Source organism: Azospirillaceae bacterium (assembly GCA_028283825.1).
Lineage (GTDB): Bacteria > Pseudomonadota > Alphaproteobacteria > Azospirillales > Azospirillaceae > Nitrospirillum.
Map to the genome: position 1 here is coordinate 2,552,276 of JAPWJW010000003.1, position 25,471 is coordinate 2,577,746.

Genomic DNA, 25,471 nt, shown 5'->3' on the forward strand with positions numbered 1-25,471 from the left:
TGGAAAAGATGGGGGTGCCGGCACGGCCAGGCTGTGACGTTTGCCAAAGTGGGCCGCCACCGTAACGGGTTCGGATATCTCATCATTACGCCCTTCGGTGTACGCGTCGGGTGCGGTGCCTGCTTTACGTCAAGGTTTGGGAACGTTATGGTTTGCAACGATACGGGTTGCCTCAACCATCGGGCGCCTGTTGATGCTGGGTCCAAATCCCGGGCAGGCCTTGTTCGCCGACCTCCCCTCCGCATCGCCCGCCGCACCGGGCGTGGGCGCGGGGAAACCAGGTCAGGAACGGGGCCCATAAAGAATATTCGGGAGGATGGGGCGGCATTCAGCGACCGGCGGGCGCCTTCGATGACAGGGAAGGCGGCACCGGCGCGATCCATAGGACGACAATCTTCGGGTGGGGCGCCTGGCGCCCCCGGCAACGAGAGAGTGGTGAGGGATGTCCGTACGCAAGATCGCCGCCGCCTTTGCGGCCCTTATGACGGCCCTGGTGGGGCACGCTTCCATGGCGTTGGCCGACCCGGTGGTCAGCATGCCGGAGGCTGGCAAGTTCGGGATGCAGCACGCCTATTCACCGGTGGCGGTGCAGCTGGAGAGTTTCCACCAGCTGCTGCTCTACATCATCATCGGCATCGTCGCCTTCGTCCTGCTGCTGCTGCTGACGGTGGTCGTCCGCTTCAACCGCCGCGCCAATCCCGTGCCGTCCAAGACCAGCCACCATACGCTGCTTGAGGTGGCATGGACCGTGCTGCCGGTGCTGATCCTGGTGATCGTGGCCGTGCCGTCCTTCCGGGTGCTGTACTACGGTGATCGCACGCCCAACCCTGAGATGACGGTGAAGATCACCGGCCACCAGTGGTACTGGTCCTATGAATATCCGGACAACGGCGACGTCTCCTTCGACAGCAACATCGTCGGTGACGACGATCTGAAGCCGGGCCAGCCCCGCCTGCTGACCGTCGATAATGAGATGGTGGTGCCGGTCGGGACCAACATCCGCCTGCTGCTGACCGGCGCCGACGTCATCCATTCCTGGTTCGTGCCCTCGCTGGCCGTGCAGTTGCACGCCGTGCCCGGCCGCATCAACGAGACCTGGACCCGCGCCGACCAGGAGGGGATCTTCTACGGCCAGTGCACGTTGATCTGCGGCACCAACCACGGCTTCATGCCCATCGTCGTCCATGCCTTGAGCAAGGAGGACTACAAGATTTGGGCGGAGAAGACCAAGACCGCCGGCATCGACGCCGGCCGCGCCTTCCTGGCCACGCTCGACCATTCCAACCAGGCCGACAAAGTCCGCACGGCGGACCAGGCCAACAAGGTCCGCACGGCGTCCGCCGCGGCCGACGCCGCGCGCTGAACCGCCGCCGCACGATCTAGCAAAGGGAACTGGAAATATGGCGCACGCAGCCCACGACACGGCTCACGACGCGCATCACGACCATAAGCCCGGGTTCGTGAAGCGGTGGCTGTTCTCCACCAACCATAAGGACATCGGCACCCTCTACCTGATCTTCTCGGTCATCGCCGGCCTGATCGGGGGCGCCATCTCCGTCATCATGCGCATGGAATTGCAGGAGCCGGGCGTCCAGATCCTGAACCACCTGTCGGCCGACATCGGCCAGCAGTGGAACGTGCTGATCACCGCCCACGGCCTGATCATGGTGTTCTTCGTGGTGATGCCGGCCGTCATCGGCGGCTTCGGCAACTGGTTCGTGCCGCTGATGATCGGCGCGCCGGACATGGCCTTCCCGCGCCTGAACAACATCAGCTTCTGGCTGCTGGTCCCGGCCTTCCTGCTGCTGGTCTCATCCTCGCTGATCGGGCCGGGGGCCGGCACCGGCTGGACCATCTACCCGCCCCTGTCCTCCACCCTGGGGCACAGCGGGCCGTCGGTCGACATGGGCATCTTCGCCCTGCATCTGGCCGGCGCCTCATCCATCCTGGGTGCGGCCAACTTCATCACCACCATCTTCAACATGCGCGCGCCGGGCATGACCCTGCACAAGATGCCGCTGTTCGTGTGGTCGATGCTGGTGACGGCCTTCCTGCTGCTGCTGGCCGTGCCCGTGCTGGGCGGCGCCATCACCATGCTGCTGGCCGACCGCAATTTCGGCACCCACTTCTTCGACCCCGCCGGCGGCGGCGATCCGCTGCTGTTCCAGCACCTGTTCTGGTTCTTCGGTCATCCCGAAGTCTACATCATGATCCTGCCGGCCTTCGGCATCATCAGCCAGATCGTCTCCACCTTCTCCCACAAGCCGGTGTTCGGTTACCTGGGCATGGCCTACGCCATGGTGGCCATCGGCGTGGTCGGCTTCATCGTCTGGGCGCACCACATGTTCACCGTGGGCCTGGATGTCGACACCCGCGCCTACTTCACGGCGGCGACCATGATCATCGCCGTGCCCACCGGCGTTAAGATTTTCTCGTGGATCGCCACCATGTGGGGCGGCTCCATCGACTTCAAGCCGCCCATGGTGTGGGCGATGGGCTTCATCTTCCTGTTCACCGTGGGCGGCGTCACCGGCGTGGTGCTGGCCAATGGCGGCCTGGACGTGATGCTGCACGACACCTACTACGTCATCGCCCACTTCCACTATGTGCTGAGCCTGGGGGCGGTGTTCGCCATCTTCGCGGGTTATTACTACTGGATCGGCAAGATGTCCGGCCGGGAACACCCGGAATGGGCCGGCCACCTGCATTTCTGGACCACCTTCATCGGCGTCAACCTGACGTTCTTCCCCCAGCACTTCCTGGGGTTGCAGGGCATGCCGCGCCGGATCCCGGACTATCCCGACGCCTTCCACATGTGGAACCAGATATCCTCCATCGGGGCGTACATTTCCTTCGGGTCCACCTTGTTCTTCGTCGTGATGGCCCTTTATACCCTGATGTTCGGCCGGCGCGTTGGCGCCGACTACTGGAACACGGGTGAAACGACCCTGGAATGGACGCTGTCCAGCCCGCCGCCGTTCCACCAGTTTGAGGTGCTGCCGCGCATCAAGTGACGAACCCGCGCTGAGGGTGGCATCATCTGCATAGGCGACGACCGCGCGGGAGGGGTGGCTTCCCGCGCGGTTTTGCCTGATTAAAGGCGGTGCCGTTTCCCCGCATGGTGACGGCCTCGTCAGATGAGATGCGAAGACCGATGACCGATACCGCCTTAGAAGGCCAGACTGACAGCGTCCGTACCGACCGCCTGCCGGGGACCGTCGCCGACTACTTCGCCCTGCTGAAGCCGCGGGTCATGTCGCTGGTGGTGTTCAGCGGCCTGGCCGGCCTGGTGGTGGCGCCGGGCAAGCTGCATCCGGTGCTGGCTGTCGTGGCCCTGTTGTGCATCGCCGTGGGCGCCGGTGCCGCCGGCGCCATCAACATGTGGTACGACCGCGACATCGACGCGGTGATGGAACGCACGCGCGGCCGGCCGATCCCGCAAGGGCGGGTGGACGCGGATGAGGCGCTGGCCTTCGGCGTGGTGCTGTCGGTGGCGTCGGTCCTGCTGATGGGCCTGGCGGTCAACTGGGTGGCGGCGGCGATCCTGGGCTTCGCCAACGCCTTCTATGTCCTGGTCTACACCATGTGGCTGAAGCGCCGCACACCGCAGAACATCGTCATCGGCGGTGCGGCCGGCGCCTTCCCGCCCATGATCGGCTGGGCGGCGGTGACGGGCGACGTCGCCATCGGCCCGGTGCTGCTGTTCCTGCTGGTCTTCTTCTGGACGCCGCCGCATTTCTGGGCCCTGGCGCTGTTCCGGCGCGGCGATTACCAGCGCGCCGGCGTGCCCATGCTGCCCGTGGTGGCGGGCGAGGCGGTGACCAAGCGCCATATGCTGATCTACACCCTGCTGCTGGTGCCCATCGCCATGGCGCCGCACTGGTTCGGTGTGGGCGGCATCGCCTATCTGGTCGGCACCACCATCCTGAGCCTGCTGTTCGTCGCCTGCGCCGTGCGCGTCATGCTGGACAAGAGCGGGACCTACCGTGCCGCCAAGCAGATGTTCGCCTATTCCATCCTCTACCTTTTCCTGTTGCTGGCCATCCTGATCGGTGAACGGCTGGTCGCCTGGGTCCTCGCCATCTAAGGGTGTGGCCTATCCTAAGGCCGGGCGGCAGGCTATCCTGGTTCTGCCGTCCATCTTCAGGAACCGTGATCCCACCCCATGGCAAACATCCCCGTTTCCGGTACCCCAGTCTCCGGCACCCCCCAGGCCGAGGCGGCCCCGGCCGCACCCGGAGCCGTCCCGGTTGACCCCGCCGAGCGCGCGCGCCGTCAGCGGTCCAAGAACGTGGCGCTATTCTTGGCGTTGATCGGCTTCGTCGCATTGATCTATGTCGTCGCCATCGTGCGCATGGGCATGAACGCGCCCGGTAATTGACGCGCGCCCACCCCGGGGCCCACACTGCGTGAAGAATCAGGCGGGAAAACCCGCCCCATGGCGAAAGCCAGACAGGGAGACGGACCGCGTGACGACCTCTGCCCCCCCGACTCAACGACCAGATCCCGACGCCCTGGCACGGCGCAACCGTCGCATGCTGGTGGGCGCGCTGGCCTTGGTGGCCGGCATGGTGGGCCTCAGTTTCGCGTCCGTGCCGCTCTACCGCGTTTTCTGCCGGGCCACGGGCTTCGGTGGCACCACCCAGGTGGCGACGCGCGGTGCCGATCGCATCATCGACCGCGTCATGACCGTGCGCTTCGATGCCGTCGTGAACCGCGACCTGCCCTGGCAGTTCCGCCCGGTGCAGAACGCCGTTGATGTCAAGCTGGGGGAGGTGAATGAGGCGCACTTCCGCGCCAAGAACCTGTCGGACCATGCGCTGGTGGGGACGGCCACCTTCAACGTCACGCCCGACAAGGCCGGCATCTATTTCAACAAGATCCAGTGTTTCTGTTTCACCCGCCAGCGGCTGGAACCGGGGCAGGAGGTGGACATGCCCGTCACCTTCTTCGTCGACCCCTCGGTGGCCGACGACCCGCACATGAAGGACGTGGGCGCCATCACCCTGTCCTACACCTTCTTCCGCGCGGCGGATCAGACCGCGGCGGCCGTTCAGGACGCGCCGACACAACCGGCGGCCGCCACGCCTCTCATACCAAAGTCTGAAGCGTTGCCGGGCAATGGCTCGGCCACCGCACAACCTCTGGACGGGGGCGGCAGGAAAGTTTACCAAGGAAGTGTCCAGTCCCCTCCCGGCTGAGGGGGCCCAGGGAGGGCATCACGGACCGGGGCGGCAATGACCGCCGAAATCTGACGACCACGCGTTGTTTTGATCCGAGGGAAACAAAAACATGGCTGAAGTCCAGGCACATTCCGCACCCGGCGACTCTGAAGTCATCAAGCAGCCTTATCATCTGGTCGATCCCAGCCCGTGGCCCCTGGTCGCGGCTGCTGCGGCGGGCCTGCTGACCACGGGGGCGGTGCTGGGCATGCACGGCCACGGCTGGGTGCTGGCCATCGTCGGTTTCCTGGGTGTGCTGGGCGTCATGTTCGCCTGGTGGCGCGACGTCATCGGCGAATCGGTGGTGCGCAAGCTGCACACCCCGGTGGTGAAGATCGGCCTGCGCTACGGCATGTCGCTGTTCATCGCGTCGGAGGTCATGTTCTTCGTGGCCTTCTTCTGGGCCTTCTTCGACACCAGCATCTATTTCAACGAGGCGCAGCAGGTGGCGCGCAGCGCCGCCAACGGCGGCGTGTGGCCGCCCAAGGGGATCGAGTCCATCAACCCCTTCGACATGCCCTTGCTGATGACGGTCATCCTGTTGCTGTCCGGCACCACGGTCACCTGGGCGCACCACGCCCTGATCGAGGGCAAGAACAAGGAGGCGGCGAAGGCCCTGGGCTTCACCATCCTGCTGGGCCTGCTGTTCAGCTGCTTCCAGGCTTATGAGTACTATCACGCGGAATTCGGCTTCGCGCAGAACGCCTATACCGGCGCCTTCTTCATGGCGACGGGCTTCCACGGCTTCCACGTCATCGTCGGCACGATCTTCCTGATCGTCTGTTTCTTCCGTACCCGCGCCGGCCACTTCACACCCAAGAGCCATTTCGGGTTCGAGGCGGCGGCCTGGTACTGGCACTTCGTGGACGTGGTCTGGCTGTTCCTGTTCATCAGCATCTACTGGTGGGGTTCCCTCCCGCGTGGCGGGGTCCCGCACTGACCCGGGCGAATTCGCCTTTGGAACCGGATGCCTCTACCATCGCCCCGATCCTGGCGGGCTTGCGCTGCAAGTGTCCCCGCTGCGGTCGGGGCGATCTGTTCACGGGCTTCCTCACCGTGGCGGACCGCTGCACTGTTTGCGGGCTGGAGCTGGCGCGGGGCGACAGCGGCGACGGGCCGGCCGTCTTCCTGATCTTCCTTCTGGGCTTCATCATCGTGCCCGTGGCCCTGATGGTGTCCATGCGGGTGGACTGGCCCCTGTGGCTGACCGGCATGGTCTGGGGCGTGGTCATCCTGGGCAGCACCCTGGGCCTGCTGCGCCCGGCCAAGGGCGTGGTCTTCGCCCTGCAATACCGCTATCGCCGCGCTGAATTCGACGACCCGGCCGATTCATCTGAGCCCGCGCCGGACGACAGCCACAAGGACTAAGGTCGCATGACGTCTCCGTCCACCACCGTTGCCTCCACCGGACCCGCCGCCGCCAAGGGGCGCCGCCGTTTCCGTCCCACCTTCTGGGGCGGGCTGGTGGCGGGAACGGCCATCGTGTTCATGGTCGGCCTGGGCACCTGGCAGGTGCAGCGGCTGTTCTGGAAACAGGGGATATTGCAGCATATCCAGGACCAGATGGCGGCCGCGCCCACCGACCTGCCGGCCACCATCGCTGATCCGAAGGCTTGGGATTATCGGCGGGTGCGCGTCACCGGCCATTTCCTGAACGATCATGAACTGTACCTGGGCGCCCGCTCACTGAAGGGCGTGCCCGGCTACGACGTGGTCACGCCGCTGGTGCGGGCGGACGGTGGCGGGGTGGTCCTGGTGGATCGCGGCTGGGTTCCGACCCAGGGCAAGGATCCCACCTTGCGGCTGGACGGCCAACTGGCGGGGGAGGTGACGGTGGAGGGGGTGGCCCGCGTGCCGCCGCCGCGCGCCTGGATGCAGCCGGACAACCTGGTGAAGGATAATTTCTGGCTATGGTACGACCTGCCGGCCATGGCGGCCAAGGCCGGCACCGACCTGCCCGAACCCGTGGTGGTGGAGGCGGGAGCCACCCCCAACCCCGGCGGCTTCCCCGTCGGCGGCCAGACCCGCGTCACCGTACCCAACGACCACCTGCAATACGCGCTCACCTGGTACTGTCTGGCCGTCGCCCTGGCCGTCATCGCCTATTTGCGTTTCAGCCGGGTAGAGGCCGAGGCTTGATGCCTAATTCTTAACTCAAATAGCCCGCGACCGCGGGCGCCGGAGATTTCCGGGGAGCCGAAGGCGGACTGGAAATCGAGGATGAGGCAAGCGGGCGGATGCCCGCGCCCGCCGTCTGAGGGAATAAGAATCAAACAAGCCCGCGACCGCGGGCGCCGGACCTTTTCGGGGAGCTTCAGCGGACTGAAAAGGGAGGATAGCCAAAGGCCCGGATGGGCCTGCCGGCGCTTGAGGAACAAATATCAAGAGGCAGCCAGGCGGGCGGCCTTGGCGGCGCGGGTTTCCAGCGTGGTGCTTGGGGCCGGCGCCTGGCCGGCGGCCATCGGCGCCGCCCGTTGCGCCAGGCTGGTGACGCGGAAGCCGCTGGCCAGGGGGAAGCGCCGTTCCAGGCGGGCGCGGGCGTTGGCGTCGTCGGACCCCCACAGCAGGAAACGGCGGCGCTGCCACGGCACGCTGGCCGGCTGGGCGTTCTCCGCCACGGTGCCGCCCACCTCCACCACCGTCAGCCAGGCGGTGTCGGCGGGGTTGCGCCGCTCCTCCAGCACGAAGATACGGTTTTCCGGCCGGGCGGCGCGCTTGGTCTCCTGCTCCAGCCGGGCGCAATCGTCCTGCAACGTTTCCATGGTCAGCAACAGGTGGCGGCGCTGCTGCTTCAGGCCATAGGTGACGCGGGCCAGGCGGCGCACGCGCTCCGCCTGTTCCCGCCGGCGGGTCAGGGCCTGGCGGCGGCGCGTCTTGGCCTCGGCGATGCGGGTCCAGGCGCGCTCACTGGCGACGCCCGCGGCCATCACCACGGCCAGCAGGCTCAGCATCAGGGCCATCATGCCACGTTCTCCTGCCCGGATTCGGGGGCCTTGGCCACGCCACTGTTGCTCAGCTGTATGCTCAGCAGCACGTAACCCAGGGGTGGGGGGTAATAACGCTGAACGTCCCGCCGGGCGTCGGCCAGGTTGTCTGCCCAGATCTCGATCACCTGTGGGCCCGCCCAGTCGGGATCCAGGCCCGGTGCCGCCTTGCCCTCGGCCAGGGCGGTCTGCACCTGGCGGTTGCACCATCCAGGCGACAAACCGGTTCTGGCCGGAATCCTCCCGCCCCACCACCCGGATGGCGGCCTGGGCGGCGCGGCGCGCGTCCTCCAGTTCCTTGTCCAGGGCGTAGCGGCGGCGGCGCAACTCGCCCAGGGCGTTTTGCAGGACGGTCAATTCCGACCGCAATTCGCTTTCCCGGTTCTCGAACCGGTTTTCCAATTGGGCGCCCAGGGGCAGTCGGCTTTCGGCATGGCGCAGCTCCGGCTGTCGGTCGATGGCCGACTCGCCCAACTTGCCCAGCGCCAGGACGATCACGCCCGCCACCACCGCCAGGGTGCCGGCCAGCATGATCGCGTGCAGAAGCCCCATGTTCCGCCACAACCCCATTTAACCCGCTGTTCAGGCCCATCAAAAGCCTCGGGCGCACCGACAGGGCGGTCCGGCTTCGGCATAGGGTGATACAAGGGGGAAGGCTTGATGTTCAGAGGGTCGGTCCCATGGCCGACAACCTATTGCACCGCAACCAGCGCGACTTTCCAAGTGTCATTTCCACGCGCGCGTCGATATCCGGCCTATCTGTGCGAATCACCCATGCGGCCCCAGGGGTTTGGCCCACTTGCGGGACCTTGCGCGCACTCGCTACTGTAGCGGCTTGGGTCATGAAGGGATGCCTAGGGTGGATTACATCAGCACGCGGGGCCGGGCACCGGTCTTAGGCTTTGAGGATGCGCTTCTGGCGGGGTTGGCCCGCGACGGCGGCCTGTATGTGCCGGCCGCCTGGCCGTCCTTCGACGCCGCCGCCCTGAAGGCGCTGCGCGGCCTGAGTTATGGTGAACTGGCCACCCGTGTCATGGCCCCCTTCATGGGCGGTGCCATCGCCGAGGATGAACTGCGTGCCCTGGTCCATGACGCCTACGGCAGCTTCGCCCACACCGCCGTCACGCCCCTGACCCAGCTGGGTCAGGAGGATTGGGTGCTGGAGCTGTTCCACGGCCCCACGCTGGCCTTCAAGGATGTGGCGCTACAGTTGCTGGGCCGCCTGTTCGACCATGTGCTGGCCAAGCGCGGCCGCCGCATCACCGTGGTGGGTGCCACGTCGGGTGACACCGGCTCGGCCGCCATCGAGGCCTGCCGTGATCGTGAGCTGGTGGACATCGTCATCCTGCACCCCAAGGGCCGCACGTCAGAGGTGCAGCGCCGGCAGATGACCACCGTGCTGTCGCCCAACGTGCACAACGTGGCGCTGGAGGGCACGTTCGACGATTGCCAGGCCATCGTGAAGGCCCTGTTCAACGACCAGGCCTATCGGGATGAGCTGAACATCTCCGCCGTCAATTCCATCAACTGGGCCCGCATCCTGGCGCAGGTGGTCTATTACGTGGCGGCCGGCGTGGCGCTGGGCGCCCCGGACCGGGAAATCGCCTTCGCCGTCCCCACCGGCAATTTCGGCAATGTCTATGCGGCCTACGGGGCCCGCGCGCTGGGGCTGCCCATCCACCGCCTGGTGGTGGGCACCAACAGCAACGACATCCTGACCCGCTTCTTCCAGTCCGGCACCATGTCCACCAACGGCGTGGTCCCCACCATCAGCCCCAGCATGGACATTCAGGTGTCCAGTAACTTCGAACGCCTGCTGTTCGATCTGCTGGGCCGCGATGGCGCCGCCGTCGCGCGCGTGATGGACGGCTTCGCCGCCAGCGGCCGCTTCACGGTGGATGAGGGGCAGCTGGCCCAGGCGCGCGGCCTGTTCGACGGCTTCCGCGCCGATGAGAATGATACGGCGGAAACCATGCGCGGCACCTTCGCCGCCACGGGTTACCTGCTAGACCCGCACACCGCGGTGGGCGTGCATGCCGCCCGCCAGGCGCGGGCAGCATGCACCGTGCCGGCCGACGTGCCGCTGGTGTCGCTGGCCTGCGCCCATCCGGCCAAGTTCCCCGACGCGGTCAAGGCCGCCACCGGTGTGCATCCGTCGCTGCCCCCCCACTTGGCGGACCTTTATGAACGGGAGGAGCGGCTGACCGTCCTGCCCAACGATGTGGATGCGGTGAAGGCTTTTGTTCGTTCCAAGTCGCGGGTGACCGTATGAGCGCCGAGACGGGCATCCAGGTCACCACCCTGGACAACGGCCTGCGGGTCGTCACCGACAGCATGGCGGGGGTGGAGACGGTGTCGCTGGGCGTCTGGGTCGGCGTCGGCACCCGGGATGAGACGCCGGAGGTCAACGGTGTTGCCCACCTGGTGGAACACATGCTGTTCAAGGGCACGCCCAAGCGCGACGCCTATCAGATCAGCAGCCAGATCGAGGATGTGGGCGGCCACCTGAACGCCTACACCACGCGTGAGCACACCGCCTATTACGGCAAGGTGCTGAAGGAGGATGCGGGCCTGGCCTTGGACATCGTGTCCGACATGGTGCAGCACGCCAGCCTGGACGCCGACGAACTGGCCAAGGAACGCACCGTCGTCTTGCAGGAGATCGGCCAGGCCGAGGACACGCCTGACGACATCATCTTCGACCAATTTCCAGGCGACGGCCTTCCCCGGCCAGGCGCTGGGCCGCCCGGTGCTGGGCCTGCCGGAGATCGTGGAGAATTTGAGCCGCGACCAGCTGGTGGCCTACGTCCAGGGCCATTATTCCGGTGAGGCCATGGTGGTTGCGGCCTCTGGCCGGATCGAGCATGAGCGCATGGTGGAGATGGCGACCGCCATGTTCGGCGATCTGCCCAAGCCCCAGGCCTGGACGCAGGAAACGGCCACTTATCAGGGCGGCGACTTCCGCGACGAGCGCGACCTGGAACAGACCCACATCGTGCTGGGCTTTGAGGCGGTGGGCGTCCATCACGAGGACAACTACGCCACCCAGGTGCTGTCCACCCTGCTGGGCGGGGGCATGTCGTCCCGCCTGTTCCAGGAGGTGCGGGAGAAGCGCGGGCTGGTCTACAGCATCTACAGCTTCGCCAGCCATTTCGCCGAGACCGGCCTGTTCGGCATCTACGCCGGCACGGGGCCGGAGCAGGTGGCCGAACTGGTGCCGGTGGTCTGTGGTGAGCTGGCGGCCCTGGTGGGCACCATCCGCGAGGAAGAAGTGGCCCGTGCCCGTGCCCAGCTGAAGTCCAGCCTGGTGATGGCCCTGGAAAGCAGCATGGCGCGGTGTGAACAGGTGGGGCAGCAGATGCTGATCCACGGCCGGCCCATTCCCACGGCGGAAATGGTGGCGCGGGTGAACGCGGTGGACGTGGCCGCCGTGGAACGTTGCGCCCGCCGCCTGCTGGACAGCGTGCCGGTGGTGACGGCGCTGGGGCCGCTGGAAGGCCTGGAATCGTACGACCGCATTCGGGCCCGGCTGGGGCACTGAGAGACCTTCGGGAATGCTGAAGGGGCGGTCGATGGGGGGAGGGAAAGGGCTGTGACGCGGTGATACGGCTGCTCAATGCCGATATCCTGAGCACGCCTGCCATCCGGCTGGATGGGCAGAACGTCTATCTGCGCCCGGCCCAGGTCAAGGACTGGCGGGAATGGGCGGAACTGCGTGAGCGCAGCCGCGACTTCCTGGCGCCATGGGAACCCACTTGGCCGGCCGATGCCCTGCTGCGCCCCAGCTTCCTGCGCCGGGTGCGGCGCCAGGCGGCGGAATGGCGCAATGACGAGGCCTACAGCTTCCTGATCTTCGAACGGTCCAGCGACCGGCTGGTGGGCGGCATCGGCCTGTCCAACGTGCGGCGCGGCGTGGCCCAGATGGGCACCATGGGGTACTGGGTGGGCAAGGCCTATGCCCGCCAGGGCTACACCAGCGAGGCGGCGAAGGTCAGTTTAGGCTTCGCCTTCGGCCAGCTGGGGCTGCACCGGGTGGAGGCCGCCTGCCTGCCCACCAACCAGCCCAGCCAGGGCCTGCTGGAAAAGGTGGGCTTCGTACGCGAAGGCTATGCCCGCGGCTATCTGCGCATCGACGGCCGCTGGGCCGACCATGTGTTGTTCGCCATCCTGCGCGACGATTGGCGCGGCTAAAGGGCGCCGGTCAAAGCACGCGCAGGGTCTTCAGGATTTCATGGTGGCGGTTGGCGTCGATGCCGGCCCGCTGTTCCCGCGCCAGTTGCGACATGTCCCTGTCCGCCAGCCGCAGGCGCGGCCGTTCATTCGCGATTCCGAACTGCATCAGCATGGGATGCCCGACCGGCCCCCCGTGAACGGCAATGGCGTTGGCCAGCGTGCCGGGCAGCGGCGGTTCGCCGGAACCGTCCTTCTCGTAAAGCTCCATGTATTGAAGGAAGGTCGACCGTCCGACCTCCGCCCATACGCCCCAGCCGAAGAAATCGTCCCGGTGGGTGAAGGGGACGGGCAGGACGCAACGGATGAAGAACCGGCCGTCATAGGCGCAGACGTCCTCCGTGAAATCGGCCGCTTTTTCCCGCTGATCCGCCGGGATGGCCAGGACCGCATCGGGCAACTGCCAGGCCCATTGGGTGGGCAGGCCCTCATGGGTTTCACCGCACAGGCTGCAAAAGAACGCTTCGCTCATACCGATTCCCTTCGCCGTTCCCGCCTAGCATACGGCACGCGCCCCAAAAGCCAACGGCCCGGCAGGTATCCCTGCCGGGCCGTTTTGCTTACGTGTTCCTCAGACGCCGGCAGGTCCATCCGGGCCTTTGGCTCATCCTCCCTTTCCGGTCCGCTGACGCTTCCCGGAAAGCTGCTTTCAGCCCCCCTTACCAGCTGAGACGGAAGCCGGCGGTGAAGACGTGGTCGGTCTCGCCCCGGCGCAGGGTGCCGTCGTAGTTGGCGTAGAGGTTCAGGTTGCGCCCCTCCTGCAAGGTCAGGCCACCACCGATGGCCAGGCCGTCGCGGCCCGTCTCGGGGCCGGTCACCGCAAAGCCGCTGCCCAGCAAGGACGCCTCGCTGGTCAGGGCGCGGTCGCGGAAGTCGTGCACCCACGCCGCCCGCACCGTCGGCGTGATCACCGTGCCGCCTTCCGTCGTCCAGTTGGCCGACGCCCGGCCGCCGACACTGCTTTGCAGCGCCGTGGTGTCCAGTTCATCCACCGCCAGGTTCAAGGCACCCGCCCCCGTCTCGGTGAAGCCGTCGCGCGACACCCGCAGCCATTGCAGGCCCGCCTGCGGCTCCAGGGTCAGGTTCGACACCCGCACCCGGTAGCCCGCCGACACACCGGCGTTGACCTCACCACCCGAGGCGCTGCCCACCGCCGTGCGCGTCAGGCCGCCGAAGCTCATCGTCCGCGACGTGTCGTACTGGTCGTAGGTGTAGCCGGCGTTGCCGGTGACGAACAGCCCGTCACCCAAATCGACGTTGCCATAGGCCGACAGGCCGTAGCTGGCGGTCTCGTTCGACCCGCCGGAGGTGCTTTGCAGCAGGCTGCCGGCCAGGCCCACCGTCACGCCCGGCGCCATGGCCCGGTCGCCGCCGAACAGGCCGCCGCCGGTGTTGCTGTGGCCGCCGCCGGCATTGCCGTCGCTGTCCACCCGGTTGAACGCCCCCAGGCCCTGCGCCCAGAAGTGCCAGCCGTCCTCCGGCAGTGCCGACCCGGCCGAGGCACCACGCTCCTGCTGCACCGGCGCCCCGCCATCGCCGTTGCTGACGGCGGTGTAGAGGGTGCGGCCCACCAGTTCGGCCTGCATCGTGCCCTGCATGGACCCCGACATGCCGTCGCGCACCGCCGCCAGGCGCTGGCCCAGCACCTGGGTCGCCTGCAAGCCGCGCGTCAGGCTGTAGGCGACGATGTTGGCCTGGCTTGAGCCGCCGATCTGCGACAGCGCGTCCAGCGACGCCCCCATGGTGGGCGCGCTGTACAGCGCCTTCAGCACCGTGCCCAAATCGCTGTTGCCGGACCCGTTGAGGCCCGACACCACCCGGCCCACCGCCTGCTGGTTGGCGCTGGCGCCGGTCAGCTTGGCAAAGGTCGGCGTCACGTACAGGTCGACGGCGTTGCTGGTGTACACGGCACTGAACTGCGTGCCCGCCAACAGGCCGGCCGCCGGCTGGGTGATGCTGGCGAAGCTGCCCGACACGCCACCGGCCGCCTGGACGACGGTGAAGTCGGTGCCCAGGCTGGGGGTGTAGGTGTTGGAGGCGTTGCCGGTGATGCCGCGCAGCTTGGCTTGCAGCGTGGCCCCCGAACCGATGACGTAGCTGCCGCCCGTCACCAGGACGCGGGAGTAGTTGCCCGCACCAGCGCCCGTGCCCGTGCCGTCGATGTCAATCGACAGGGTGGAGCCGGCCCCCTGGGTCAGCGTCTTGGTGAAGGTCAGGGTGCCGGGCGAGTTGCCGGGCGCCAGGATGCCCGACACCGTGGCCGAACCCGTCACCAGGCCGGTGCCGCGCAGGGTGCCGCCCGAACCCACGGTGATGTCACCGCCGGCGACACCGTTGATGGCGGTCAGGCCGCCGTTGACGGCCAGGGGTGCGGTGATGGTGCCGCCCAGGTTCAGGGTGCCACCGATGACCTGTATCGCTTGGCTACCGGCGATGGTGGAGCCGGTCCCCTGGACAATGGTGCCGCCGCTGATGGTGCCCAGGGTGGCGGACCCGCCGGTCAGGGTCACCGTGCCGCCGCTGATGGTGCCCACCGTGGGCGTGCCGCCGGTGACGCTCAGTTCACCACCCGTCATCTGGTCCAGCACGCCGGCGCCGCTGGAGATGGTGGCGGTGCCGCCGGCCGACAGGCTGCTGCCACCGATGCGGACGATCAGGTCGGTCATGCCGTCCACCACCGCGGTGGTGACGTTAGTGGTGTAGCCCGTCGCCAGGACGGTCAGACCGCTGTAGCTGGACGTGGCATCGCCCGCGGATACCAGGGTATAGCTGCTGTTACTGACCAGGCTGTAATCCGATCCGCCGGTCAGCAGGACGGTGCTGTTGCTGATGCTGGCGGTACCGCTGACCACCAGGCCACTGCTGGTGCCGGCGGATGCCAGCACCGCCAGCGTGCCGCTGGACTGGCTGTAGTTGCCGGTGATGGAGACGGCCCCGTTCACCACCAGGTCACCACCGCTGTTGACCAGGGTATGACCGGCCACGTTGACGGTGTCGTTCAGCACCACATTGCCGGAGATGCTGACGTTGCTGGCGGTGTTGACCAGGTTGCCCTGGCTGCCGCCGACACCGGTCAGGGTGCCGAACACCGTGCCCGTGCCGCCGGTGACGGCCAGGTCGTGGGCCGAGGTATTGATGATGTCGCCGGCGATGACACCGGTGTTGACGATGGCGGGCAACGCACCGGTGTCGGTGTTGCGGATGGCCGCCACGGCGCCGGTGATGGTGCCGCTGTTGGTCAGCGCGCCGATGGTGCCGGCGTTGATGATGCCGGTTTGCCCGCCCTGGATGAGGCCGCTGTTCACCAGGGTGCCGATCACGGCGTTGGACGCGCCGTTGTCGATGCCGGCCCCGGCCACGCCCAGGATGGTGCCGGCGTTGATCAGCGTGCCGATGGTGCCACCGATGGGGCCGGTGGTGCCGACCACCGTGGTGATGGAGTAGGCGTATCCACTCCAGTAAAACGCCTGCGAGGTGACGGTCGTGTTATCGACGGATGCGGCCCCGTTAAGGATGCCATCCTGGCCGCCGGAGATAACGCCGCTGTTGTTCAGCGTGCCGACGGTGCCGCCGCCAGTCGTCGAGGTCTGGGTGCTGATCTCCCAGGGAGAGGAAATCGAGGACGTGTGGCCGACCACGCTTCCGATATTCGCGATGCCGGCGCCGGTGTCGCCGCTGATCGTGCCGCTGTTGCTGAGGACGTCGATCTCGCCGCTGCTCTGAATGCCATGCACGCCGCCGGTGAGGGTGCCGCTGTTGCTCAGGGTACCGATGCTGCCGGCCGCGGCATAGCTATAGGCACCATATGTGGTGGACGAACTGATCGTGGAACTTCCGACGCGCACGGCGGCCAAGCCGCCCTCCAGCACGCCATCATTGCTCAGAATGCCGACGGTGCCGCCGATGGCGACGGCGCTGCCCGGACCGGAGATGGTGCCGGACGTCAGGTTGAGCAGCGTACCCAAGGCCCCGCTTACCGCGATCGCCGAGGCCAGGGTCGAGGTCGTGCTTTCGTCCGTGATCAGGCCATTGTTCCGCAGGGTGTCGACGGTCCCGTCGATATCCACGGCGGCGGCGCCCGTGCCGACGATGGAGGCGCCCGCCAAGTTATCGATCAGGCCCACGGTGCCGGCGACGGAGGTGCCCACCGACCAGCTCTCGACATAAAGGGCCTCAGCGCCCGTGATCAGGCCGCTGTTGGTGATCGTGCCGACATCGACGTCGTTCAGGCGGACCGCCGTGCCGTAGTTGGTCAACGTTGCCAAACCCGTGGCGCTCAAGGTTCCGGCGTTGATGATCTGGCCGATGCTGGGGGTAAGGGTGCCGCCGTACGGGTTGTAGTTTTCTCCTTCGATCGCGCTCAGCGAACCCGTGATCAGGCCGTTGTTCACCAAGGTGGACAGCGTCCCACTCGCCAGGAGTATGCCGGTTTGGCCGCTGATCGTGCCGGTAACGCCGTTCACCAGCGTGTTGATGACGCCCTGGGATGAGCCGTAGCTGGCCGCGATGGAAATTCCCGCGGAAGATCCGGTCGCGACGATCAGGCCGTCGTTCTGCAGGCTGCCGATGGTGCCGCCATTGATGGCAATGGCGACACTGCCGGCGATGGTCGCGCCCTGGGCGTTGTCCAGGCTGGCGATGAGGCCCGGGGTGTAGGCGGTGGTCACCCCGGTGCCGGCATTGATGGAGATTCCCGACGCGTATGCGTCGCCCGCCTTGATCAGCCCGCTGTTCACCAGCGTGCCGATGGTGGAGCCATAGACCAGAACACCGGTATACCCGCCGCTGATGGTGGCACCCGCGCCGTTCAGCAGCGCGCCCATCGTCCCGCCGAAATCGCCCGCGCTGGTATTGCCGGCCAACAGTGAGAAGCCGGCGCCCGAAGTGGCCTTGATCACGCCATTGTTGGTCAGCGTTTCAATATTGACGGTATCCAGGACCACCCCGCCGTATTGGCCGGAAATGGTGGCGCCAGCATCATTCGTGAACGTGCCCACATTGCTGGGCGAGCCCTGATAGGCGGCGAGGGTGGTGTCGTAGTATACGCTGCCCGCGATACTAACCGCCGGGCCATAACCGGAACCGGTGGAAAGGATCATTCCGCTATTGTGCAGTGTGCCGATGGCGCCGGACAGGACGAAGCCCCTCGACCCCCCCGTGATAGTGCCGGTGGCCTCATTGGTCAGGGAAATGATGGTGCCGCTGGCGCTAATCCCCAAGTAATTGGGTTGACCGCCGATGACGCCAGCGTTGTCGATGGTCTGGGTTGTTCCGTTCAGCAACAGGCCGGCAATCGTGGCGCCGACACCATTGATCAGTGTGCCGAGGGTGGGAACGATGGAAACGAAGGACTGAACAGAACCGGATAGGTCGTAATTGAAATAAGATCCGACATTTATGGCACCGCTGATAACGCCGTTGTTGACGATCGTGCCGACGGAGGCGCCCACCAGGTTCACGCCGCCGGAGATGGTGGCGCCGGCATTATTGACCAGCGTACCCAATGTTCCAGGCGCGAACGGCGGCGCGTAAGTGGTCAGGGTTCCAACGCCGACATTGACACCGTAGCCGCCGTTCCCCTGAATCAGGCCGGAATTGACCAGTGTGCCGATCGATCCCCCGGCCAAGTTGATGCCGGAGTAGCCGCTGATCGTGGCATCCGTCGCATTGGTTAGCAGGCCGATGGCTGAGGCCAGGGTTAGGCCTGAAAGGGTGGCGATGGCGCCGGTGATGCCTCCGCTCTGGTAGGAATTGAAGGTGGTGATCAGGCCGCTATTCGCCAAAGTACCGATGGTGGCCCCGACCAATTTCACACCGGTGAAACCACCCTTGATCGTGGCGCCCGCGTCATTGCGTAGCGTCGTAACAGAGGCAGGCGTTCCCGCGAGGGTATCATAATGCAGACTCACGGCCGTGCCGGACAGATAGCCCAGCGTTGAAGTTGTGTTCACAACCAGGCCGGCGTTAATAACCGTGCCCAGGTTGCCTGAGGCGTCGATGGCGACGCTGGGGCCACTGATCGTCCCGCTGTTGCTCAGGTTGCCGGAGGTGATGGTTATCGGGCCGGAAGCTCCCGTGACGGCGGTCTCCGCCTTGGCCTGCTGCCATGATGCGGCGAGCGCCAGGACGGAGGCGCTGATCAGCAGGACGTTCGCACCACGCTTGCGGGTAATCTTGGACATTCAATATCGCTCCGGGAATATGTGTTTGGCAGGGAATATCGGCGGTCGCGGGCGACGCGGCCGTTCTTGGGGCATTCGGAAATGTCAGGGGGTGGGGATGGCCGACGACGGCCGGAAGGGCCGAGGTGGCGATGCCAGGCCCGCCACGGCCATGGGACGCGCACTGGAAAGATGCATGCTTGTTCCAACCCCAATCCGGCGGATGCCGGGCGCGGAACAATAGCGCATCTTGTCGCGGTGTTAATCTGATTAATGCAAATAGAGGTACTTCTTGCGGTGCGAAACACCGCTCGCGGCGAAGGGTTCCTACAACCGTAGTGACGCGGTCAGGATTCGGCGCGGTCCATCATGCCGGCCAGCGACAGCAGGATGCCGACCAGGCCGCCCTCGGCCACCATCAGCGCCGCTTCCGACGGGCTGACCCAGCGGCGTTCGCGCTGGCCCTTTTCCGGCCAGTCTTCCAATTCCTGCTCCACCTCGAACAGGAAGGCGTCCACCGCGCAGGGCACGCGTTTGCCGGACGCCAGCACCTTGTAATAATGGAAGGTGCCGATGGGCTTCTTGTGGATGGTGCCGACCAGGCCCGCTTCCTCGAACGCCTCGTTCGCGGCCACGCCCCGGGGGCGCAGCTTCTTTTCCGGCCAGCCCTTGGGCACCACCCAGCGCCGCGTCTCCCGCGAGGTGATCAGCATCACCTGCAGCTGCCCATCGTGCACGCGGATGGGGATCGCGGCGTACTGCCGTTCCGTGGCCTCGCACGACAGGGGGGGCGGACCGGAAACGGGGGTTGGGGCGGCTTGGGACAGGGGGGTGGACCTTGGCGTGTCGGGGGTTGGGACGGAATGGATAAAGGGATACGGGCAAGCACCGGTTCAGCCGGCACATCATCGACCCCATGCCTGTTATAATCCCTGAACGATTGCCAACCAGTAAACGTTTTCGGCCATCTAAGACTAAAATAAGTCATTGGGCCGGCGGGACATGGCGCTTTGGCGCGGCGGTCTATCCTGACCAGCCGGACAGCCGCGTGCTGGGTACCGCCGATTGGGAATTTCCCGCCACGACTCAGCGTGTCGGCCCCGATCCGGCCCCCGGCGCGGATGTCGTGGGCGGCAGCACCTCGACCTGCGCCAGGTGGCCCAGGACATGGGTGAAGAACAATTCGTCCGCCTCCAGCCGCACCGGCACCAGGGGGCCGCCCGGCACCGGTCGGCCCACCCAGAGATCGAAGCCGCGCGGCTTGCCGTCCGCCGCCGCCGTCCAGAAGTTCTGGCTGTTGCGGTTGGCCGGCTGGAAACCCGCTACCGGCAGGATGGACACCCGGCAGCCGATGGCGTCGCCCTGGAACACGGTGTAGTCCGATTTCTCGATATGGCGGCCGGGCCGGTTTTCCATCACCAGTTCAAAGCGGCGGCGACCGTCGTAGACCGGCAGGCGGTCGGCGCAGGCGCCCCCTTCCGCATGGCGGCTGATGGCGGTGGCGGCGCTCAGCAGGTCCAGGGTGCCGCGCCGCTGGTCCGCCGGCACGACGTTGGCGTCATCGGCCGAGGGCGGCGGGGTCTGGGTGTAGGTCACCGGGCTGTCGGCCGTCCCGAACGGCGGGGCATAGTCCAGCGTCGCGTCCCAGGTCCGGTCGCGCAGGGTGCGCTGGCTGTGGAAACGGCGGGGACTGATGCCGTTGACCCCGCCGAAGCGGCCGTCCGCCTCGGCGGCGTAGGACCATTTGATCAGCTTGGCCACCAGGTCGCCCGCCTCCGCCGCCACCTTGACGTCGTAGCCGTCCGCCGACGTTTCCCGTCTCCAGCGTCATGCGGCCCAGCTTCAGTCCGCCGACATAGACGTCGTAGCCCAGGCGCAAATGCTGGGCGGCCGCTTGCTGCGCCTGGGCCGCACTTGCCAACAGGCCGCCGGCGAACAGGGTCAAGGCGGCAAGCCGCGTGCGGAAAGCGGAAAGGATCATGCCGCCAGTCTCCGGTTTGAAGATGGCGGGCATAAGGCGGCCTCAGGCGCGCCCCATCTCAGGCATGGCCCACTTCGGCCGACAGCATGGGCAGGCTGACGCCCAGCTTGGCGATGGCCCGTTCCCACTTGGTTTCCATGTCGCCGTCGAACAGCAGGGTGGCGTCGGCCGGCACGTGCAGCCAGCCGTTGGCTTGCATCTCCTGGTCCAGCTGGCCCGCACTCCACCCCGCATAGCCCAGGGCCAGCAGGCACTGGCGGGGGCCGCGCCCCTCGGTGATGGCGCGCAGGATGTCGACGGTGGCGGTCAGCGCCACCTCATCCTCCACCCGCATGGTGCCTTCGCGCTGATAATCGGTGCTGTGCAGGACGAAGCCGCGCCCGGGTTCCACCGGGCCGCCGAAATGCACGCGCAGCCGGTCGCCCGGATCGCCGCCGTCGATGCCCAGCTGTTCCAGCAGGCCACCGGCGTCGATGCCGTCGAACAGGCGGTTGACCACCAGCCCCATGGCGCCGTCGTCGTTGTGGACGCAGACATAGATGACGGTACGGGCGAAACGCTCGTCCGGCATGGACGGCATCGCGACCAGCAACTGCCCGGTCAGGAAACGTCGGATGGTGGTGTCCTTCATCGGCGGCGCCTTCCCTTGTCGCTAACAGTCCCTGCTAAGCCATGAGACTAACCATGGTCGGGGGGCCATCGTTCCCGGCCGACGAACGCACCAGGGGAAAACTCTGGGCGCGCCCGGCCGCGGATCGGCTGTCCGGTCAAGCCTAGCACGGTCGTCCCGCCGCGTCGCCCCCAAGGCCATCCCGATTCCGGTCATCTTGTTTTCACAGGCGCACGCCCCGAGTTTCCGTCCGTTTCCCTTGCCTGGCGGTGGGGCCGCGCCTAGAACCAGCGGGTCCCATTCGTTAGAGCAAGATGCGATCACGCGTGATCGCATCTTGCTCTTAAGCTGTTCATGATAGAGCGGATTTACACGATCAGGTGATTCCACCTGATCGCGTTCCGCTCTAATAGGCTGCATCAACGCGAGCCCACACACTCGGGAGTTCAGGACCATGACCATCCAGGTTGGCGACAATTTCCCCAGCGTCACGGTGAAGCACCTGACCGATGCCGGCATGCAGGAGACCAGCACCGACGCCCTGTTCAAGGGCCGGAAGGCCGTGCTGTTCGCCGTGCCCGGCGCCTTCACGCCCACCTGCTCGGCCAAGCATCTGCCGGGCTTCCTGCAGAACATCGATGCCTTCAAGGCCAAGGGGGTGGAGACCATCGTCTGCCTGTCGGTCAACGACCCGTTCGTGATGCAGGCCTGGGCCAAGGCCAACGACGTGGGCGACAAGATTTTCATGCTGCCCGATGGCAACGGCACGCTGGCCCGCGACCTGGGCCTGGTCATGGATGGCACCGCCTACAATCTGGGCCAACGCAGCCAGCGTTTCGCCCTGGTGGTGGAGGACGGCGTGGTCACCCGCGTGGACGTGGAAAAGCCGGGCGCGTTCGAGGTGTCCAGCGCCGAGGCCGTGCTGAAGAACCTCTGATCCTTCCCTCCGGAAATGCGAAAGGCCTGGGCGCGGTTCATCGCACCCAGGCCTTTTTCTTAAACCGGTCCCGCTTACCCGCTTATACGCGCGGCATTTGAACGTGACCGCTCAAATGCCGCCCCTCAAGCGCCGGGCGCGCCCATCCGGTCGCTTGGCTTCCTCAGTTTCTGGTCCACTTTGTTCCCCAGAAACTTCCGGCGGACGCGGTCGCGTCCTACAGCGGCACTCGTGCCGCTGGTATTACTTGGCGTTCATGCGCACCGCACCGTCCAGGCGGATGGTCTCGCCGTTCAGCATGACGTTGCGGCAGATGGTCAGGGCCAGGTCGGCGTATTCCTCGGGCTTGCCCAGACGCTTGGGGAAGGGGATGGAGGCCGCCAGGCTGTCCTGCACCTCCTGCGTGAAGCCGGCCACCATGGGCGTCCAGAAGATGCCGGGGGCGATGGTCATGACGCGGATGCCGAAACGGGCCAGTTCGCGCGCGATGGGCAGGGCCATGGCGTGGATGGCGCCCTTGGAGGCGCTATAGGCCGCCTGGCCCACCTGGCCGTCGAAGGCCGCGACCGAGGCGGTGTTGATGATCACCCCGCGCTCGCCATCCTCCAGCGCGTCCAGGGGGCTCATGTCCGCCGCCGCCAGGCGCAGGATGTTGAAGCTGCCGATCAGGTTGATCTCGATGACCTTGCGGAAGGCGTCCAGGTCCAGCGGGCCCTCGCGGCCCAGCACGCGGCCGGCGGTGGCGACACCGGCGCAGTTCACGGCGATGCGGGCGGGGCCGTGCGCTTCGCGCGCCTTGGCGATGGCGGCGGCGGCGCTGTCGGCGCTGGTGACGTCGCAGCTAAGCGCCAAACCGCCGATTTCCGCTGCCACGGCTTCGGCCGCGGCCACATTCACGTCCAGCAGGGCGACCTTGGCACCCTCTGCCGCCAGGCGGCGGGCGGTGGCGGCACCCAGGCCGGAACCGCCGCCGGTGATGATGGCGGCTACACCTTGAACCTGCATTGCTTCTCTCCCGTTTTTCAAATGTTCAGGCGCGAAATACTCAGGCATCACAAATACTTGACGGCCAGGGTATTCATGGCGCGCCGGGGGCGCCGCCCGACGTTCCCGCCTTTCTGGCAAGGATGGCTTCCGGAGTCCAGGGCGCACCCCGCATGCCTCCCCGTGTCTAACGTCGCATGGCGGCTGGCTAACGGCCCGGGAATCGGTGGGAAGCGGATTTGACGCGCGGTTGTAATCCTCCTGAAGCATTATGTATTTGGGGTGTATCGGTCGCGGACGGGTCGGGGGGAAAAGCGATGCGCGGGGCCAAGAGGCGGTGGCGGATGGCGGCCGCCTTGCTGGGGATGTTGGGGTGTGCCGGCGGCGGCATGGCGCAGACGGCCACGTCGCCCCCCGTCCATGTGCTGGAGCAGAACTGGCCGCAGTCGGTGCGCCAGGGCTTCTACACCACCAGTCAGGGCTCCCAGTTGATGCTGTACAGTTGGTTCACGGCGCTGGAGCGGCCGGGATCGACCGAGCTGTTCGCCGCCGACCGGCTGGCGCGCTTCCGTTATCTGTCCAATGAGGTGTCACCGGAAAACCCCGGCGGCCTCCCGGTGGGGTTCGCCCTGGACAGGGGCACCGGGCCCACCTACGTCGGCATGACCTGTGCCGCCTGCCATACCGGGCAGATCACCTACAAGGGCACGGTGCTGCGCATCGACGGCGGCCCGGCGGATACCGATTTCCAGGGTTTCCTGGTGGAGCTGTCGGCCGCCCTGGCCGAAACCGCCAATGATCCGCGCAAGTTTGCCCGCTTCGCCGCCCGCGTCGGCGGCGATGCCGCCGCGCTGAAGTCCAGCCTGTCGGCCTACGCCACCGCCTGGAACGGCTTCTATGCCGCCGCCCTGGGCGGCCAATCCTGGGGACCCGGCCGACTGGACGCCTTCAGCATGATCTTCAATCGCCTGACCGGGCTGTACTTCCAGGTGCCCGGCAACGTGGCGCCGGCGCATGCCCCGGTCAGCTATCCTTTCCTGTGGAACGCGCACCAGCAGGACGCGGTGCAGTGGAACATGTCGGCGCCGGGCGGCAACTACATCAAGGCCCTGGCCCGCAACGCGGGTGAGGTGCTGGGCGTGTTCGGCGCCCTGGACATCTGCGTGGCGGGCAAGACCATCGCCGGCGACAGCTGCCCCGGTGGCACCCGCCGCCTGGCCTCCAAGGTTTTTCGCCACATCCCCTTCTATGACACCTCCATCAGTGTTCCCGGCCTGATGAAGCTGGAATGGGCCATCACGCAACTGCAGCCGCCGGCCTGGCCCGTCACCGTCTTCGGTCCCACCAACCCGGCCAGGGCGGAAGCGGGGCGGCAGCTGTTCAATGAGGTCTGCGCCGGTTGCCATCACATGACCCGGGCGGCGTTGAGCCAGGATGTATGGCCGGTCCTGGACCAGACGCCGACGGATACCGACCCCGCAGCCTATCGCAACGCCATGCGCGTGGTCGATTCGGGCCCCCTTGCCGGCATGCGGTCGCTGGCGTTCGACGATGACGGCGGGGTTTCCGTGGCCGACATGCCCGGCCGGGCGCTGGCGGTCAGCGTGCTGACCAACGGTGTCATCGGCGGCATCGTCGACGGCCTGCTGCACCAGAAGGGCGGTAGCCTGAACCATGACGACTTCGCCAATCTGGGCCTGACGCCGCTCAGCCTCATCAAGCTGGCCGTCAGCCAGAAGACGGGTGACGTCAGCGAGGTGGAACAGGCCATCGGCCCGACCTTCAGGACCGTGCCGGCCGGCGCCCCGCCGGCCCACAAGACGTCCTGCGTCACCAGTGACGGGGCCGCCGGCGACCAGGCACCCCCGATCTACGAGGCGCGCCCCCTGTTCGGCATCTGGGCCACCGGTCCTTACTTGCACAACGGGTCGGTGCCGACGCTGTGGGGGGTGCTGAAGTCCTCAGCCCGGCCCACAGTCTTCGCCATCGGCGACCGCGAGTTCGATCCGGTGGAGGTGGGGTATGTCAGTACGGTGGGCGCGCCCGGCACCTGGCCCTACGACACGCGCCTGCCCGGCAACTGCAACCGCGGCCACGACGACTACCGCCGCGCCGACGGCAGCGAGCTGACCGATGGCCAGCTGTGGGACATCCTGGAGTTCCTGAAGATCCTGACCACCAAGGACGAACTGTGGCGGAGTGTTTATTAGGGCGAAAGCGCGCCTTCTGGTTGTATTTTTGAGGGGAATATATTAATAGTAGATTCATGCAATACCGACACAACCTATATAAGGTGGTGCGGCGGCATGCAGGCGGTACTCTCCGGAGTGGCGTCTCGGCAAGCGGGGCTCCCCCGCTTCGA

General features: G+C 66.7%; 18 protein-coding genes and 2 pseudogenes. 13 read left to right on the forward strand and 7 right to left on the reverse strand.

The window, feature by feature from the left end; genetic code table 11:
- Positions 1–442 precede the first annotated feature (442 nt).
- From coxB to PW843_23790, 8 genes are all read left to right on the forward strand, one after another.
- Entirely contained in the window at positions 443–1,363 is a 921-nt protein-coding gene (coxB, locus tag PW843_23755) for a cytochrome c oxidase subunit II (protein ID MDE1149580.1), read from the forward strand.
- 37 nt (positions 1,364–1,400) lie between these two features.
- Positions 1,401–3,014 carry a cytochrome c oxidase subunit I gene (gene ctaD / locus PW843_23760; GenBank protein ID MDE1149581.1) on the forward strand — a complete coding sequence of 538 codons (1,614 nt, stop codon included), beginning with the start codon at positions 1,401–1,403 and terminating at the stop codon, positions 3,012–3,014.
- Between the two features lie 140 nt (positions 3,015–3,154).
- Positions 3,155–4,087, forward strand: coding sequence for a heme o synthase (locus tag PW843_23765; GenBank protein ID MDE1149582.1), 933 nt, complete (start codon positions 3,155–3,157; stop codon positions 4,085–4,087).
- 78 nt (positions 4,088–4,165) lie between these two features.
- Entirely contained in the window at positions 4,166–4,381 is a 216-nt protein-coding gene (locus PW843_23770; protein ID MDE1149583.1) for a hypothetical protein, read from the forward strand.
- Between the two features lie 133 nt (positions 4,382–4,514).
- The gene (locus PW843_23775) at positions 4,515–5,201 is read left to right on the forward strand and encodes a cytochrome c oxidase assembly protein (protein MDE1149584.1); all 687 of its coding nucleotides are present in this window, start codon (positions 4,515–4,517) and stop codon (positions 5,199–5,201) included.
- A gap of 91 nt (positions 5,202–5,292) precedes the next feature.
- Positions 5,293–6,162 (forward strand): cytochrome c oxidase subunit 3, encoded by an 870-nt coding sequence (locus PW843_23780; GenBank protein MDE1149585.1) that lies wholly within the window; start codon positions 5,293–5,295, stop codon positions 6,160–6,162.
- Between the two features lie 17 nt (positions 6,163–6,179).
- Entirely contained in the window at positions 6,180–6,590 is a 411-nt protein-coding gene (locus tag PW843_23785; GenBank protein ID MDE1149586.1) for a DUF983 domain-containing protein, read from the forward strand.
- 6 nt (positions 6,591–6,596) lie between these two features.
- Complete coding sequence (locus PW843_23790; protein ID MDE1149587.1) at positions 6,597–7,361, forward strand: SURF1 family protein; 765 nt, start codon at positions 6,597–6,599, stop codon at positions 7,359–7,361.
- A gap of 242 nt (positions 7,362–7,603) precedes the next feature.
- On the opposite strand, the gene PW843_23795 is transcribed toward PW843_23790, so the two are convergent.
- The gene (locus tag PW843_23795; GenBank protein ID MDE1149588.1) at positions 7,604–8,758 is read right to left on the reverse strand and encodes a hypothetical protein; all 1,155 of its coding nucleotides are present in this window, start codon (positions 8,756–8,758) and stop codon (positions 7,604–7,606) included.
- 307 nt (positions 8,759–9,065) lie between these two features.
- Here PW843_23795 and thrC point away from each other — a divergent pair, with 307 nt between their 5' ends.
- The 3 genes and pseudogenes from thrC (at position 9,066) to PW843_23810 (ending at position 12,397) form a co-directional block, all read left to right on the forward strand.
- Positions 9,066–10,478, forward strand: a complete 1,413-nt coding sequence (gene thrC, locus PW843_23800) for a threonine synthase (protein ID MDE1149589.1) — start codon at positions 9,066–9,068, stop codon at positions 10,476–10,478.
- Positions 10,475–11,747 (forward strand): annotated as a pseudogene (locus tag PW843_23805) (pitrilysin family protein). Before thrC ends, PW843_23805 begins: the two are co-directional and overlap by 4 nt.
- A 59-nt stretch (positions 11,748–11,806) precedes the next feature.
- On the forward strand, positions 11,807–12,397 hold the full coding sequence (locus PW843_23810; protein MDE1149590.1) for a GNAT family protein: 591 nt from the start codon (positions 11,807–11,809) through the stop codon (positions 12,395–12,397).
- 10 nt (positions 12,398–12,407) lie between these two features.
- Here the strand turns inward: PW843_23810 and PW843_23815 are convergent, their stop codons facing one another.
- The 5 genes and pseudogenes from PW843_23815 to PW843_23835 all read right to left on the reverse strand — a co-directional run bounded on the left by PW843_23815 (position 12,408) and on the right by PW843_23835 (position 21,209).
- Positions 12,408–12,908 (reverse strand): DUF2199 domain-containing protein, encoded by a 501-nt coding sequence (locus PW843_23815; GenBank protein MDE1149591.1) that lies wholly within the window; start codon positions 12,906–12,908, stop codon positions 12,408–12,410.
- A 187-nt stretch (positions 12,909–13,095) separates the two neighbouring features.
- Entirely contained in the window at positions 13,096–18,618 is a 5,523-nt protein-coding gene (locus PW843_23820; GenBank protein ID MDE1149592.1) for an autotransporter domain-containing protein, read from the reverse strand.
- A gap of 326 nt (positions 18,619–18,944) precedes the next feature.
- Positions 18,945–19,334, reverse strand: coding sequence for an NUDIX hydrolase (locus tag PW843_23825; GenBank protein MDE1149593.1), 390 nt, complete (start codon positions 19,332–19,334; stop codon positions 18,945–18,947).
- 349 nt (positions 19,335–19,683) lie between these two features.
- Positions 19,684–20,391, reverse strand: a pseudogene (locus PW843_23830) (DUF3108 domain-containing protein).
- Between the two features lie 245 nt (positions 20,392–20,636).
- Complete coding sequence (locus PW843_23835) at positions 20,637–21,209, reverse strand: YqgE/AlgH family protein (protein MDE1149594.1); 573 nt, start codon at positions 21,207–21,209, stop codon at positions 20,637–20,639.
- A gap of 433 nt (positions 21,210–21,642) precedes the next feature.
- Between PW843_23835 and PW843_23840 the strand changes: the two genes are divergently transcribed.
- On the forward strand, positions 21,643–22,125 hold the full coding sequence (locus PW843_23840) for a peroxiredoxin (protein ID MDE1149595.1): 483 nt from the start codon (positions 21,643–21,645) through the stop codon (positions 22,123–22,125).
- Positions 22,126–22,368: 243 nt separating this feature from the next.
- Here the strand turns inward: PW843_23840 and PW843_23845 are convergent, their stop codons facing one another.
- A complete protein-coding gene (locus PW843_23845) occupies positions 22,369–23,130 on the reverse strand; it encodes an SDR family NAD(P)-dependent oxidoreductase (GenBank protein MDE1149596.1) in 762 nt (253 codons plus the stop codon).
- 323 nt (positions 23,131–23,453) lie between these two features.
- On the opposite strand from PW843_23845, the gene PW843_23850 reads away from it, so the two are divergent.
- Positions 23,454–25,319, forward strand: a complete 1,866-nt coding sequence (locus tag PW843_23850; protein ID MDE1149597.1) for a di-heme-cytochrome C peroxidase — start codon at positions 23,454–23,456, stop codon at positions 25,317–25,319.
- Positions 25,320–25,471 lie beyond the last annotated feature (152 nt).